The organism is Streptomyces sp. NPDC054047 (genome assembly GCF_055585065.1).
The window spans coordinates 530,076-544,763 of sequence record NZ_JBVJKV010000002.1 but is presented as its reverse complement, the minus strand read 5'-3'; the positions used below and the strand labels follow the sequence as shown (position 1 = coordinate 544,763).

Below are 14,688 nucleotides of genomic sequence, written 5' to 3'. Positions count from 1 at the left end.
CGATCACCCGACGCCGGCGAGCACGGACGAACCAGCACGGCACCACACCCACACACAGACCGGCCCCACAGAACCCGCACCCCGATCACCCGACGCCGGCGAGCACGGACGAACCAGCACGGCACCACACCCACCCACAGACCAGCCCCACAGAACCCGCACCCCGATCACCCGACGCCAGCAAGGACGGACGAACCAGCACGGCACCACACCCACCACCGAACGGGCCCCGCAGCACGCCGGGCGCCCGGCAGCCGGGAACGCGCACCGTCCCGTCCCGCAGACGGACCCGGCCCCGCCCCTCAGTACGGCGCATCCCGCTCCTCCACATGCCGTCGCAACCGTTCCGTGTCCGCCCCCGTCCACCCCTCCCGGGGAACAATCGCCGCCCACCCGTCCACCGGCCCCGCCCCGTACCGGTGGCCGTGCGGGGCCTCGACTCCGTACGACACCGCCATGTCGACCGACGTCTGCCAGAAGGTGACGACGGGGAACCACCGGATCGCCGGGGTGACGTCCGGGCCGAGGGGGCTCCGGAGCCACTGCGGACGGTGCAGGAACAGGTCGGACGACCACCACACCACCGGATCGGACGCGTTCTGGAGATAGACCACCCGCGGATGCCCCCACCCCACCCCCGGCCCCGCCCGCTTCAGGTCCCGCTCGGGGAACTGCGCGAACCGCACGTTCCGGCCCCCCTCGTACAGCGGGCGCCAGACCGGGCTCCCCGCGTCCCGGTGATCGCGGATCTCCTGCGACATCGGGGCGAAGTTGGGCGTGCCCACGATCAGCGCCCCGTCCGTCCGGGCCAGCAGATCGTCCACACCGTCGAACGACGACTCGATCGCGAACCCGCCCAGGCTCTCCCCGGTCACGACCAGCTTGGGCCGGTCGTCCTCGGGCAGGGCGGACCACTTCGCCAGGACGGCGTCGACGAGCCGGCGCGTGGCCTGCGCCGCACGCTCCTTGTCGACGAGGAAGGAGACCCAGCTGGGCAGGTAGGAGTACTGGACGGCGACGATGGCCGTGTCGCCGTCGTGCATGTACTCCAGGGGTTCGCTGATGTCGGCGTTGACCCACCCCGTCCCCGTGGTCCCCGCGATGGCCAGCACGTCCCGGTCGAAGGCTCCCGTCCGCTCCAGTTCCTCCACCGCCAGCCGCGCCTTCGCCTCGAACGGGTCCCGGCTGCTGAAGGCCTCCGGCGCCGACGCGCTGACGTAGACCCGCACGGGATCCTTCGCGGGCCTGCCCGTGTACCGCGTGATCTGTTCCTTCGTCGGTGTGGACCCCGCGAAGTTACGGCCCTGGAACCCCAGGTCCTGCCAGCGCAGCAGCGATCCGGGACCCCCGGACACCAGAGGCGAGGTCGGCCGGCGGATGCCCTCCTTGGTGCCGCCGTTCGTCGCGTACGCGATGCGGTCGGCGAGGTCGATGACACCGCGCTGGAAGACGACGTCACGCAGCCCGATCGTGACGAGCAGCGCGCTGAGCGCGACGCCGAGCCCGATGGCCACGGGCAGCGGGACGAACCGGTGCAGGGCGCGGATCAGCCTGCGCGCCCCCAGCCGGATGCCACGGGCCGCCAGCAGGAAAAGGGCCCAGAGCAGGACGGCGATCAGCATGATGACCGGCGTGTGCCAGGCCATCGACGGCGGCAGCCCCTGGAGCTCGCGCAGGCGGCGCTGCGCGTGGTCGCTCTCGGCGATCAGCCACACGGTGAGGACCAGGCCAAGGCCCCAGTACGCCTGCCAGAGATGGGCCCGTGCCTTCTCGCTCGGCCGCCATCGCAGCAGCGCGCGGACCAGGGTGCTGACGACCGAGCCGAGACCGTAGCCGATGGCCGCGGTGATCCCGCCGACTACGCCCTGCAGCAGCCAGGGACGGGGCACGAGGGAGGGCGTGAGGGAGAACCAGAAGAAGACCGTGCCGAAGCAGGCGCCCGTGAGGTCCGGCCAGCGTCTGACGAGGTAGGCGGGGCCGGGCCGTTCCCAGTACGGCTTCCTGACGATCGCGCCGCCGCGCCGCACCCCCTCCCGCAGAGTCCGCCGCCAACCGCCCGCCCGGCCGGATTCCGCTCCGCCCGCTCGCCCGGGAATGCTCTTCGCCAACCGCCTCAGCTCCGAGGTCCGGCGCGGCCCTCCGGTGACGGATGTCGCCGGGCGGGGGCGCGCGGGGGCACCGCCACCTCATGCTCACCCGGCCCCTCATACCTCGCAAACCCTACGTAAGCTCCCCACTCCACATCCCCGCGCCCCTCCCCCCTCCCTTAACGCTCAGCGCTCCGCGCATCGACCGCGCCCCGCGCATCGCCGATCGTCAGGTAGTCGACGGCCATGAAATTCACCGGCCTCCCGCGCTGCCGCTCGCAGTCGTGCACCCGGTCGAGGACCGGGGTCTCCGGGGGAAGCACGATCTTCAGGTTGGACGTCACCGCGGCTTCCGGGACCGGCAGGCGTCCCAGCAGGTCGCGGGCGAACGGGAGGCTCCGCGGATCGGCGAGGACCTCGTTGTAGAGGCGGTCGTAGGCGTGCTGGTCCTTCAGTACGCCTTGGTGGAAGCCGGAGCTGAGGACGGTGCCGCGCGCCGTGGCCGTCGTGGCGAGGACCGCCACGCACAGCACGGCCACGACCCGGGCGACGGGCCGGAGCCGCCTCAGGCGCGGTCGCGGGCGAGGGCGCCTGGCGGGGCGCGCGCTCTTCCATGCCTTCAGGTTGAGTCCACCGGGTGCGCGCGGCGACTCGGCCTGCCGGTCGCTTCGGGTCGCCTCCGATCGCCTCCGGTCGCCTCGTGCGCGGGACGCCCGCACGATGGACCCGTGCACGCCCGACGGCCTTCCTCGCGGCAGCCGCGGCTTCGGTTCCTGCGGCTTCCGCGGCTCTTGCGGCGTCCGGTCACGACGGCCACCGCCGTCACCGCCACCGTCGTCGTCCTCGTGCTCAGCAACCTCGCGAACAACCGGTGGGCCCAGAACTGGAGCCTGCCCCTCTCCCTGCTGGCCACGGCGGTACTGCTCGCGATCGTGTACTGGTCCGGCGGGCGGTGGGCCGACCTGGGGCTCGCGCGCGCCACCCTCCCGCGCGGCCTGTGGTGGGGGCTGGCGCTGATCGGCGTCGTCGCCGCGGGGTACGCGGTCGCGGCCGCGCTGCCGGTCACCCGCGGCCTGTTCGAGGATCAGCGGCAGAGCGGTCTGAGCGCGGGTGAGGTCGCCCTGCGGGTCCTGGTGACGGTTCCGTTCGGCACGGTCCTGCTGGAGGAAGTGGCCTTCCGGGGCGTTCTCTTCGGTCTGCTCCTGCGCTCCCGCGGGCCCCTCGCCGCGACCCTGGTCTCGTCGGGGCTCTTCGGCCTCTGGCACATCCTGCCGTCGCTCGGCCTCGCCGACGCCAAGCCCGTGCTCGGCGGCGCCTTCGGGGATTCGGCCCTCGGTGTGGTCGTCGTCGACGCCGGTGCGGTCCTGTTCACCGCCCTGGCGGGCTGCCTCTTCTGCGAGCTGCGCCGCCGCAGCGGGAGCCTGCTCGCCCCCATGGGGCTGCACTGGGCCACGAACGCCCTCGGGTACGTCTTCGGCTTCCTGCTGAGGTGAGCCGAGCCGCGCCACCGGGGGGAGCGGCCCCGGGTGAAATGCCCCGTCCAGGGAACCGGCATAGGGTGCAATTTATGGCGTAATGCCCTCTCCGGAGGCCCCTCATCCGCCGCCCCGCCCCGAAAGGGTCACTCCATGCACCCCTCCCTCAACCCGGCCGCCCTGGCCGAGCTGCGCCGCCCGCGCCCCTACCCCGCCGTCACGGTCCTGCTGCCGACCCACCGCAGGGAACCGGACAACGCCCAAGATCCCGTGCGGCTGCGCAACCTCGTCGCCGAGGCCAAGGAGCGCCTGAAGTCCGATCCCGCCGTGGCCAGGGAGCACCGGATCGACGTGGCCGCGCAGCTGGACCGGGCGGTGGCGGAGATCGACCTCGTGCACGCCGAGGACGGGCTCGCCGTCTTCGCCGCCCCCGGGGAGCACCAGGTGTGGTCGCTCGCCAGGACGGTGCCGCCGCGCGTGGTGCTCTCGGACACCTTCCTGACGCGCAACGTCGTCGCGGCCCAGGCCGCCGAGCGCCCGTACTGGGTCCTCGCGGTGTCGGCCGACCGCGTCACGCTGTGGAGCGGCACCCCGGAGCGGGTCACCGAGCACACGGCGGACTCGTTCCCGCTGACCCGCAGCCTCGACGACCCGGACGCCGAGCGCCAGGAGCGGATCGGCGACCTGCCGAGCACCTTCCGCGACGAGCAGACCCGCAAGTTCCTGCGCGAGGCGGACCACGCGGCGGCCGCCGTGCTGCACGCCCATCCGCGCCCCCTGTTCGTGGCCGGGGAGGCCGCGGCGCTCTCCCTCGTCGACGACGTCGGCACGGTCACCAAGAAGGCCACCCGGGTGCCGCACGGCGGCCTCGCGCACGGACCCGCGGACGCGGTGTGGCAGGCGGTACGCCCCTTCCTCGCCACCCAGGAGAAGACCGAACTCGACTCCGTACTCCATGAGTTGGACGCGGCGCAGGGCCGCCACCAGTACGCCGCCGGTCTGGACGAGGTCTGGCAGAACGTGACGACGGACCGGGCCCGCCTCGTCGCCGTGGAGGACACGTACCAGGCGACCGTGCGCGCCGTCGGCGGACATCTGGTGCCGGCCGCGTCCGACGATCTCGACGCGGTGGACGACGTCGTCGACGACATCGTCGAGCGGGCCCTGGACACCGGCGCGCAGGTCCGCTTCGTACCCGAAGGCACGCTCACCGACCGGGGCCGGATCGCCTGCGCCCTGCGGTACTGACGTCACCCCCACCACTCCCCCACGACTCCCCCATCACGGACAAGCTCCAGCAGCAGGGAAAGGACCGCACCGAATGAACCCCATGCCGCCCCGCGGGAAGCGGCGCCCCGCACGCCGCAGGCCCGCGGTGTCCGCCGCCCTCACGCTCGCCGCCACCCTGACGGCCGCCGCCCTCGTCTCGTGCAGCACCGACAGCGACGCCCCGTCGGCCGAGGAGAGCAGGACGGTCAGTGAACGGCCGAGCGCCCCCGACTCGGCGTCGTTCTCGGAGAAGACCGCGTCCCCGCTGAAGTCGCAGGCCTCGGAGGCCGCCGAGTCCGCCCGTGCGTCGGCGTCGAAGGCGGAGGCGTCCGCGTCGGAGCGCGCGGACGAGTTCGAGGCGTCCGTGTCCGCCGACACGGAGCGCGCCAACCAGGCCGCCGAGAAGGCTCTGCAGGACGTCGACGGGAAGGGCAACGCGATGTCCGACGTCTCCATGACGGGCAAGCCGCGCTCCGAGACCGGCGGTGTGCTCGCCTCCGTGGTGACCTTCACCAACAGGACCGACAAGACGGCGGACTTCGCCGTGCAGGTCGACTTCGTGGACTCCTCGGGCAAGACCGTGGAGACCCGCTACGTCGGCACGGAGAACCTCGAACCGGGCAAGCGGGCCCAGCGGTACGCCATCAGCCACGAGCCCCCGGAGCCGAAGCTCTCCGCGAAGCTGGTCAAGGCCCAGCGGTACTGATCCCCCGTACCGCCAGGGAGCTTCAGGAGCTTCAGAAGTCCACGGCGTCGCGGACGAGCGGGCACGTCATGCAGTGCCCGCCGCCGCGGCCCCGGCCGAGTTCGGCGCCGACGATGGTGATGACCTCGACACCCGCCTTGCGCAGCAGCGTGTTGGTCTGGGTGTTGCGGTCGTACGTGAAGACCACGCCCGGCTCCAGGGCGACGGCGTTGTTGCCGCTGTCCCACTGCTGGCGCTCGGAGGCGTAGACGTCCCCGCCCGTCTCGATCACGCGCAGCTCGGGCAGGCCGAGCGACTTGGCGACCACGTCGACGAACGCGCGCGAGCCCTCGTCCGTGATCTCCACGCCGGCCGCCTTGTCGCCCGCCGCCTTGGCGCCGGCCGTTCTGCCGCCGGGACGCAGCGTGAAGGAGTGCACGGCGTCCATGATCTTCGGGTAGAGCGTGACGATGTCGCGGTCGGCGAAGGTGAAGACGGTGTCCAGATGCATCGCGGCCCGCAGCTTGGGCATGCCGGCGACGATGACCTGCTCGGCCGCGCCGTTCTCGAACAGCGCGGACGCGACCTGGGTAATGGCCTGGCGCGAGGTGCGCTCGCTCATGCCCATCAGGACGACGCCGTTGCCGACGGGCATGATGTCGCCGCCCTCGAACGTCGCCTGTCCCCAGTCGAGTTCGGGGTCGCCCCACCACACCGTGGCGCCCTTGAAGTCGGGGTGGAACTGGTAGACGGCCTTCATCAGAAGCGTCTCGTCGTGCCGGGCCGGCCAGTACAGCGGGTTGAGCGTGACGCCTCCGTACAGCCAGCACGTCGTGTCGCGGGTGTAGAGGGTGTTCGGCAGCGGCGGCATCAAGTACTCGCGTACGCCGGTGGATTCGCGCACGAGGGCGACGTATCCGGAGCGGAACTCGTCCGGCAGGTCCGCGGTGGCCAGGCCCCCGATGAGGTACTCGGCGAGCTGCCGGGGCTCCAGCGTCTCCAGGAAGGCACGGGTGCCGTCGATGAGGCCGAGGCCGACCTCGTTCGCGGTGATCTTCCGGTCGAGGAGCCAGTCCTTGGCCCCGGGGACCGCCATGGTCTGGGCGAGCAGGTCGTGCAGCTCGACGACCTCGACGCCGCGCTGCTGGAGCTTGATGACGAAGTCCGCGTGGTCGCGCTGGGCGTTCTCCACCCACATGACGTCGTCGAAGAGCAGGTCGTCGGCGTTGGTGGGGGTCAGCCTGCGGTGGGCGAGCCCCGGCGCGCAGACCAGTACCTTGCGCAGCCTGCCGACCTCGGAGTGGACACCGAAGATCGGTGCGGCGGGGGTGTCGTTGCTGGTCACGATGCGCCTTTCGGTCGGTGGCAACAGAGGCGGAGGCCGGTCCCGGGGGCGCCGGGTCAGAGCTCGATCCAGCCGACCGCGAGCGCGATCACACCCACGACGGCGCCCGCGATCGAGACGGCGCAGATGACGGCCTCGCGGGGCGAGAACAGGCGCCGGTGCTGTTCCCGCCGGGCCTTGATGAACAGGAAGGTCGCGGGGGCGTAGATGATGAAGGAGACCAGGACGAACTTGAGCCCGGCGGCGTACAGCAGGAACGCCATGTACAGCGTGGCGATCACCGCGATCACCAGTTCCTTGCGGGTGCTCTGCCCCTCGACCGCCACGTCCTCGCGGCCCGCCCCGGTGGCGATCTTGACGGCGAAGGCGGCCGCGAGCAGGAACGGGATGAGGCTCAGCGCACTGGTCAGGTCGAGCGCGAAGTTGAACGCGTCGTCGGAGAACATCGTGACGACCAGGACGACCTGGCTCAGCGCGGTGGTCATCAGGAGCGCGGGGACCGGCACGTCCTCGGCGGTGGCCTTCCGCAGGAAGCGGGGCATGTCGTCGTCCTTGGCTGCGACGAAGAGCACTTCCGCGGCCATCAGGGTCCAGGCGAGGTAGGCGCCGAGCACGGAGATGATGAGTCCGACGCTGACGAAGACCTTGCCCCAGGTGCCGACGGCCTCCTCCAGGACCCCGGCCATGGAGGGCTGGCGCAGCTCGGCGATCTCGGCCATCGGCATGATGCCGTACGACACGATGGTGACGGAGGCGAAGACGGCGAAGACGCTGAGGAAGCCCAGGACCGTGGCCCGGCCGACGTCCTCGCGGCGCTTGGCGTGCCGGGAGTAGACGCTCGCGCCCTCGACACCCAGGAAGACGAAGACGGTGGCCAGCATGGTGCCGCGCACCTGGTTGAAGAGCGATCCCGCGTAGTCGGCGCCGCCGAAGTTCTCCGCGAAGACGGACGGCTTGAAGAGGAAGAGCGCCAGGATCACGAAGACGAGGATGGGCACGATCTTGGCGACGGTGACGATCCTGTTGATCGCCGCCGCTTCCTTGACCCCGCGGCGAATGAGCAGGAAGAACGCCCATAGGCCGAACGAGGAGAGGACGACGGCCAGCAGGGTGTCGCCGTCACCGAGGCCGGGCCAGATGGCGCCGACGGTCGACATGATGAGCACCCAGTAGGTGACGTTGCCGACGCACGCGCTGGCCCAGTACCCGAAGGCGGAGAAGAAGCCGAGGTACTCGCCGAACCCGGCCTTCGCGTAGGCGTAGACACCGGCGTCCAGATCCGGTCTGCGCACGGCGAGGGTCTGGAAGACGAACGCGAGCATCAGCATGCCCGTGCCGGCGATGGCCCAGGCGATCAACGCGCCCGCGACACCGGTCTCCTGGGCGAACCGGCGGGGCAGCGAGAACACGCCCGCGCCGACCATCGAGCCGACGACCATCATCGTCAGCGTCGTGAGGGTCAGCTTGACGGCCGGTGAGGCCCCGGCTGTGGCCTGGTCACTCGTCTCAGCGTGGCTCATGGGCTCCTCGTCAGCTCCCGTCGGGGCCGGCGCCTAGGGACGACTGACCACCCTGTGCGGGAATCTATCCCTAGTGGGTCGAGTTGTCCTGATATGAAATCGCAGGCTGACGGTGTTCGCGATTCAGCCAGGCCCGGAGGAAGCACAGTGCACGGTGAGTACAAGGTCCCCGGCGGCAAGCTCGTCGTCGTGGATCTGGAGGTCGAGGACGGGGTGCTGCGGCACGTGCGGGTGGCGGGAGACTTCTTCCTCGAACCCGACGAGGCGTTCGACGCCCTGAGCCATTCGTTGGAGGGCGCCCCGGCCGACACCGACACGGCGGGCCTCGCCGCCCGCGTCGACGCCGCGCTCCCGGAGGGCACGGTCATGTACGGGCTGACGTCGGAGGGGGTGGGCGTCGCGGTGCGCCGCGCCCTCGCGCACGCCACCGACTGGACCGACTACGACTGGCAGCTGATCCACGAGGCCCCGCAGTCCCCCGCCCTGCTCATGGCCCTGGACGAGGTGCTCACCGAGGAGGTCGCCGCCGGGCGCCGCCCGCCGACGCTGCGCGTGTGGGAGTGGGAGTCCCCGGCGGTCGTCATCGGCAGCTTCCAGTCGCTGCGCAACGAAGTGGACCGGGAGGGCGCCGAGCGGCACGGCATCCAGGTGGTGCGCCGGATCAGTGGCGGCGGCGCCATGTTCTGCGAGCCGGGCAACGCCATCACGTACTCGCTCTCGGTCCCCGACTCCCTCGTGCAGGGCCTGTCCTTCGCCGACAGCTACGCCTACCTGGACGACTGGGTGCTCGACGCCCTCGGCGACATGGGCATCAAGGCGTGGTACCAACCGCTCAACGACATCGCCACCGACGCCGGGAAGGTCGCCGGCGCCGCCCAGAAGCGGGTCGCCGGCGGGCACGGCGCCGTGCTGCACCACGTGACGATGTCGTACGACATCGACGCGGAGAAGATGGTCGAGGTGCTCCGCATCGGCCGCGAGAAGCTCTCGGACAAGGGCACGAAGAGCGCGAAGAAGCGCGTGGATCCGCTGCGCCGCCAGACCGGACTGCCGCGCGAGGCCGTGATCGAGCGGATGCTCGACTCCTTCCGCACGCGGTACGGCCTGACGGTGGGCAAGGCCACGGACGAGGAGATGGCCAGGGCGCGGGAACTGGCCCGCACCAAGTTCAGCTCACCGGAGTGGACGGCGCGGGTGCCATAGCCCCGGACGGGTTCGCGGCGCCCCCGGGCTCGCGCTGCCAGGCGGTGGTGCCGATGCGACCGGTGTTGCCGAGGTCGATCCGGCCCTCCGGAATCACGGTCCCGGGCCGGGTGCCCGGGGCCGGGGTGACCTTCAGATAGGTGCCGCTGACGGCGGTCGTGGTCGTGTCGGTGACGGTGTTGCGCCAGACGAGGACGGTGTAGGCCCTCTCGTCCTTCTTGAGCGAGACGGGGTGCGGCCCGGGGTCGTCCATCTGCGTGACGGGCGCGGGCCCTTCGAGGATCTGTACGTCGAGGGGTTCGCGGTGCTCGTCCAGGACCCGCAGCTTCGGATAGCCGTTCAGGCGGTAGGTGTCCTTGCCGCAGTTGGTCAGGGTCACGGACATCGCGCGCAGGCCCATGGCGGGGTTGACCATGCCCGCCTCGATACGGACACCGGACGCGGGGCAGAAGGACGAGGGTGCGTCGGACACCCCCGGCGGCGCCGTCTCGACGGGAATCCCCGTCGGCGAGTCAGGACCGGGCTCGGCGGACACACCGTCCGGCCAACCGTCCCCCGCATCACCCGCATCGCCCGCACCGGACCGACCACCCTCGGCAGACGCCGTACGCCCGGGATCCCTCTCCCGCTCCACCTCCTCCGAGAGCCCGCATCCGGAGGCGAACACGACCACGGCGGAGAGGACGGCGACGTGCCTGAACGGTATGACGGTCACGCGGAGATCATGCCATGGCCAAAGTTTCCCCCTATCTGCCGATCTGCCGCCTCCCACAGCCGCGCCTTCCCGCCCACGGCCGCGTCTACGGAGTCGCGCTACGGGCCGCTACGAGCCCCGACTCATAGGCGAATACGACCAGTTGGGCCCGGTCGCGCGCGCCCAGCTTCGTCATCGCCCGGCTCACATGCGTCTTCGCCGTGAACGGACTGATCACCATGTGCGTGGCGATCTCCTCGTTCGTCAGCCCCCGTGCGGCCAGCGCGGTGACCTCCCGCTCCCGGCGCGTGAGGTTCTCCAGGCCCGGCGCGGTGGCCCGGTCCGGCGGCCGCGAGACGAACTCGCCGATCAGCCTGCTCGTCACGGAGGGCGAGAGCAGGGAGTCCCCGCGCGCGACGATCTCGATGCCGTGCAACAGGTCGGCGGGCTCCGTGTCCTTGAGCAGAAACCCGCTCGCCCCGGCCCGCAGTGCGTCGAACACGTACTCATCGAGGCCGTAGTTGGTGAGGATCACGACGCGTACGTCGCGGAGGCGGGGATCTGCCGCGATCCGCCGTGTCGCCTCGATCCCGGTCATCACCGGCATCTGTACGTCTATGAGCGCCACGTCCGGCACGCACTCCCGCACCAGCGCGACCCCGCGCTCCCCGTCGGCGGCCTCCCCCACCACCTCGATACCGTCCTCGGCCTCGAGCAGCGCACGGAACCCGGCCCGCATCAACGCCTGATCGTCGATGAGCACCACCCGGATCACGTCCCCTCCCCGGGGCGCCCGACATCAGCGGCCACCCTGACCTCCGCCGGCGACCCGCCCCGCCCGGCGGCCTTTCCGGCTCCCCCGGAGAGCGCCGCGCCCATGGGTACCCCCAGGGATGCCTCATCGGCTGTCCCCCCAGCTGCCCCCCGAGCTGTCCCGGACAGCAACGCCCCGCCCTCCAGCGGAAGTTCCGCCCGGACCAGGAATCCCCCCTCGACCCGCGGCCCCGCCAGCAGCGTCCCACCCAGGGAAGCGACCCGCTCGCGCATGCCCGTGAGCCCTGCCCCCTCCACCGGCGACCGCCCCGCATCGGCTACCCCGTCGTCCTCCACCCGCACCCCCAACACCCGCTCCCCGTAGTCGAGTCCGACCGTTACCTTGGCCGAGCCTCCCGCATGGCGTGCCACGTTGGTGAGGCCTTCCTGCACGATCCTGTACGCGGTCCGCTCCAGGTCACCGGCCAGGGCACGCTCCCGGCCGCACACCGCAAGCTCCACCGCGAGCCCCGCCGCCCGCGCGCGCTCGACCAGCAGCGCCGGGCTCCCCGTCGGCTCGTCCGTGCGCAACACCGTGAGCGTGGAACGCAGTTCACGCATCGCCTCGCCGCTCGCCTCCTGGATGGCGAGCAGCGCGGGCGGTATCTCCTCGCCCCGCTTCCGGGCGAGGTGGACGGCCACCCCGGCCTGGAGCTTGACGATCGAGATGCTGTGCGTCAGCGAGTCGTGCAGTTCGCGCGCGATCCGCAGCCGCTCCTCGCCCGCCCTGCGCAGCGCCGCCTCCTCGCGGGTCCGCTCGGCCTCCAGGGCCCGCTGCTCGGTCTGGCGCAGATACGCCTGCCAGTTCTTGTCGGCGAGGCCCGTGACGAGAGCGCACAGGAACCAGCCGGCCAGCAGCAGCGTGCGCTGCACGACGTCGTCCGATCCCTCTCCCGCCGCCACGCCCCCCACAGCTCCCCCGACCTCCCCCGCCACCGCGAAGCCCGCGAGGAACACCGCGGCGGCACCGGCGGCCACGCCCCGGTGGCCTGCGCGCGCAGCCGTATGAACGGCCGCCACCACCGGAATCGCCGCGACACTGCTCGCGCCCGCGTACACCACCTCGCCGAGCAGGCACACCGTGGTGACCGCGAGCACGGCGCGCGGCGCCGCTCGATGGGCGGAGAGTGCGAGCGAACCGGCGCCGATCAATGCGTAGTCGAGGAACCCCGCACCGCCGTCCCGCAGACCCGCCGCTAGTGCGACGATCACGCCCACCACGACCGCGAGCACCGCGTCGCCGACCCACGCCTGCCGCGCTTGATTCCGCACCTGGTCCCGCACCCGATCGCGCACGTTCACCTGCCCCGCCGCTCTCCCCGTCCGGTCCGCCGCCATCTCCGCCCCCGCGTCCCTCGCATCCCCCGTTTCGGCGCATCCCCCGCCGTGTTCAGAACGATAGAGGCCGTCACTGACAACCGCGTCACCTCAGCAGACCGTTCCCGCACTACTCCCCACGCAGTAGTCGCCGACCCGTCCGGCCCCGGCGGCGTACCCGCAACTGCCTTCCGCCGGACGACGACCCGAGACACCCGGCGCCCCGACCATCGAGCCATGGCAACCTTTCGATACACCGATTCCGTACTTCCGAAATCCGCGACGGGCAGGACCGCCGAGGCTTACGCGCAGATGGCCGAGGACTTCGGCATCTCCGAGCCCGCGCCCCTAGTCGCCCTGTCCCCCGCACCCGAACTGTTCACCGCCACCTGGGCGTTGCTCCGCGAGTCCCTGCTGGTCGGCGGCGGCGACGCCTTCGGCAGCGGCGGCACCACCCGCACCGACCGGGAGCTGGTCGCCGTGGGCGTCTCGCTCGCCAACCGCTGCCCGTTCTGCGTGAGCGCGCACACGGTGATGCTGCACGCCACCGGCGAGCACCGCGTCGCCGAGCGGGTGCTGCGCGGCGAGCAGCCCGAGGACCCGGCGCAGGCGCGACTGCTCGCCTGGGGCCAGGCCACGCGGACGCCGCAGGCGCCGGAGCTCGTCTCGCCGCCGTTCCCGCGCGCCCACGCCCCGGCCCACATCGGCACCGCGCTCACCTTCCACTTCATCAACCGCGTCGCGTCGTCACTGATCGGCGAGGCCATGCTGCCGTGCAACGCGCAGCGCTTCCGGGCGGTGCGCTCGATCGGCGGCCGCACCCTGCAGAAGTCGGTCCGCCGCACCGTCACGCCCGGTGACTCGCTGCCCCTGCTCGACGACCCGCAGCCAGGCCCGGCCTGGGCCGCGGGCACACCCATCGGCTCCGCGTACGCGGCGCTCCGCACCGCGGCGACGATGGGCGCGGGCCTGCTCGACGAGGCCGACCAGGCCCTCGTACAGGCGGTGGTGGCGGAGTGGGACGGCGCGCATCCGCCGCTGTCCTGGGGCGCCCTGCCCGACCGCGCGTCGCGCCCGGGGGCACGGCTCGCGCTGCTCGCCGCACTCGCGCCGTACCGCATCACCGACGAGGACGTGGCGGCCTGGAAGAAGCCGCCGTTCAGCGACCACTGCCTCGTGCACCTGATCGCGTACGGCGCGTTCACGGCGGTCGACCGCATCGAGAGCTCCCTCGCGGCGCACCACTCGGCTCACTACGCCAAGGAGACGTCATGACCGGATCGAACACATCGGCCGCATCGAACGCGTCGGCTGCGTCAGCCGAGTCGGCTGCTTCGGCGACATCGACTGCGTCGGCGACACTGACGACGCCGACCCCCAACTCCCGCCAGGCGAAGGCCTGGAACGGGCCGGTGGGCACCCACTGGGCCACGCACCACGACCGTTACGACGCGATGCTGTCCGGCGTGAACGACGCCCTGTTCGACGCCGCGGCGATCGGCGCGGGCGACCGTGTCCTGGACATCGGCTGCGGCGCCGGCGTCACCACGCGCATCGCGGCCCGCCGCGCTGGGCACGGCCATGCGGTGGGCGTCGACATTTCGGCACCGCTCCTCGACCGGGCCCGTGCGAGCACGGCGTCCGAAGGCATCACGAACGCGGCGTACGAGCGGGCCGACGCCCAGATCCACCCCTTCCCCCGAGCTGGGTACGACGTCGCGATCAGCCGTGGCGGGGTCATGTTCTTCGCCGACCACGCCGCCGCGTTCACGAACATCGCCCGCGCGCTGCGTCCCGGCGGGCGCCTGGTGTTCGTCTGTCCGCAGCCCGTCGACCAGGAGACCGAGGAGTCCCGGACGCTGAGCCGGTTCGCCAAGCTCCTCGCGGAGGAGGATGGTCCCGCGGAGAGCCCGGAGTACGTGTCGCCCGAGGCCGCGGCCGACGCCGTCGCCGCCCGCACCGCCATGTCCTCGCTCTCGGACCCGGCCCGCATCAACGAGGTGCTCACCGCCTACGAGGACGTGAGGGTGACGCCCATACCCATCGAGGCCGTGTGGGGCCAAACCCCAGCCGAGGCGGTCGACTTCATCCTGTCGCGCACGCCGGGCCGGACGGTCACCGCCGCGACGCGGGCCTCCCTGGAGGCGGCGTTCCGGCCCCACGCGACCGAGTACGGCGTGCGGATGCGGGCGGGGGTGTGGCTCGTGACGGCGGCGCGCCAGGCCTGAGGCTTCACATGCGACACGTGCGCCACATGCGCAGGACCTGAGGCTTCAGGGA

General features: G+C 71.9%; 13 protein-coding genes. 6 read left to right on the top strand and 7 right to left on the bottom strand.

Going from position 1 to position 14,688, the window contains the following annotated elements; genetic code table 11:
- Window positions 1-302: 302 nt before the first annotated feature.
- The gene (locus ACZ6ZP_RS09065) at window positions 303-2,027 is read right to left on the bottom strand and encodes an alpha/beta hydrolase (protein WP_469406554.1); all 1,725 of its coding nucleotides are present in this window, start codon (window positions 2,025-2,027) and stop codon (window positions 303-305) included.
- A gap of 239 nt (window positions 2,028-2,266) precedes the next feature.
- The gene (locus ACZ6ZP_RS09060; RefSeq protein WP_469406164.1) at window positions 2,267-2,611 is read right to left on the bottom strand and encodes a hypothetical protein; all 345 of its coding nucleotides are present in this window, start codon (window positions 2,609-2,611) and stop codon (window positions 2,267-2,269) included.
- A gap of 204 nt (window positions 2,612-2,815) precedes the next feature.
- Here ACZ6ZP_RS09060 and ACZ6ZP_RS09055 point away from each other — a divergent pair, with 204 nt between their 5' ends.
- The 3 genes from ACZ6ZP_RS09055 (at window position 2,816) to ACZ6ZP_RS09045 (ending at window position 5,537) form a co-directional block, all read left to right on the top strand.
- Complete coding sequence (locus ACZ6ZP_RS09055) at window positions 2,816-3,580, top strand: CPBP family intramembrane glutamic endopeptidase (protein ID WP_399973485.1); 765 nt, start codon at window positions 2,816-2,818, stop codon at window positions 3,578-3,580.
- A gap of 135 nt (window positions 3,581-3,715) precedes the next feature.
- Window positions 3,716-4,810: a baeRF3 domain-containing protein gene (locus ACZ6ZP_RS09050; RefSeq protein WP_469406163.1), complete on the top strand. Its 1,095-nt coding sequence runs from the start codon at window positions 3,716-3,718 to the stop codon at window positions 4,808-4,810.
- A gap of 73 nt (window positions 4,811-4,883) precedes the next feature.
- Entirely contained in the window at window positions 4,884-5,537 is a 654-nt protein-coding gene (locus ACZ6ZP_RS09045; protein ID WP_351159038.1) for a hypothetical protein, read from the top strand.
- A 31-nt stretch (window positions 5,538-5,568) separates the two neighbouring features.
- Here ACZ6ZP_RS09045 and ACZ6ZP_RS09040 read toward each other — a convergent pair whose 3' ends face one another.
- Together ACZ6ZP_RS09040 and ACZ6ZP_RS09035 are read right to left on the bottom strand one after the other, a co-directional pair.
- Window positions 5,569-6,861, bottom strand: coding sequence for an arginine deiminase (locus tag ACZ6ZP_RS09040; RefSeq protein ID WP_383817593.1), 1,293 nt, complete (start codon window positions 6,859-6,861; stop codon window positions 5,569-5,571).
- A gap of 56 nt (window positions 6,862-6,917) precedes the next feature.
- Window positions 6,918-8,381 (bottom strand): basic amino acid/polyamine antiporter, encoded by a 1,464-nt coding sequence (locus ACZ6ZP_RS09035; protein ID WP_361461935.1) that lies wholly within the window; start codon window positions 8,379-8,381, stop codon window positions 6,918-6,920.
- 147 nt (window positions 8,382-8,528) lie between these two features.
- Here ACZ6ZP_RS09035 and ACZ6ZP_RS09030 point away from each other — a divergent pair, with 147 nt between their 5' ends.
- Window positions 8,529-9,584, top strand: coding sequence for a lipoate--protein ligase family protein (locus ACZ6ZP_RS09030; protein ID WP_351159032.1), 1,056 nt, complete (start codon window positions 8,529-8,531; stop codon window positions 9,582-9,584).
- Here the strand turns inward: ACZ6ZP_RS09030 and ACZ6ZP_RS09025 are convergent.
- From ACZ6ZP_RS09025 to ACZ6ZP_RS09015, 3 genes are all read right to left on the bottom strand, one after another.
- Window positions 9,550-10,299, bottom strand: a complete 750-nt coding sequence (locus tag ACZ6ZP_RS09025; protein WP_351159030.1) for a DUF4232 domain-containing protein — start codon at window positions 10,297-10,299, stop codon at window positions 9,550-9,552. The two genes, ACZ6ZP_RS09030 and ACZ6ZP_RS09025, sit on opposite strands and share 35 nt — an antisense overlap.
- An 85-nt stretch (window positions 10,300-10,384) precedes the next feature.
- Window positions 10,385-11,053, bottom strand: a complete 669-nt coding sequence (locus ACZ6ZP_RS09020; protein WP_351159027.1) for a response regulator transcription factor — start codon at window positions 11,051-11,053, stop codon at window positions 10,385-10,387.
- Window positions 11,050-12,387, bottom strand: a complete 1,338-nt coding sequence (locus tag ACZ6ZP_RS09015; protein ID WP_469406553.1) for a sensor histidine kinase — start codon at window positions 12,385-12,387, stop codon at window positions 11,050-11,052. Before ACZ6ZP_RS09015 ends, ACZ6ZP_RS09020 begins: the two co-directional genes overlap by 4 nt.
- A 258-nt stretch (window positions 12,388-12,645) precedes the next feature.
- On the opposite strand from ACZ6ZP_RS09015, the gene ACZ6ZP_RS09010 reads away from it, so the two are divergent.
- Entirely contained in the window at window positions 12,646-13,683 is a 1,038-nt protein-coding gene (locus tag ACZ6ZP_RS09010) for a carboxymuconolactone decarboxylase family protein (protein WP_469406159.1), read from the top strand.
- Window positions 13,680-14,636, top strand: coding sequence for a class I SAM-dependent methyltransferase (locus tag ACZ6ZP_RS09005; protein WP_469406157.1), 957 nt, complete (start codon window positions 13,680-13,682; stop codon window positions 14,634-14,636). Before ACZ6ZP_RS09010 ends, ACZ6ZP_RS09005 begins: the two co-directional genes overlap by 4 nt.
- Window positions 14,637-14,688 lie beyond the last annotated feature (52 nt).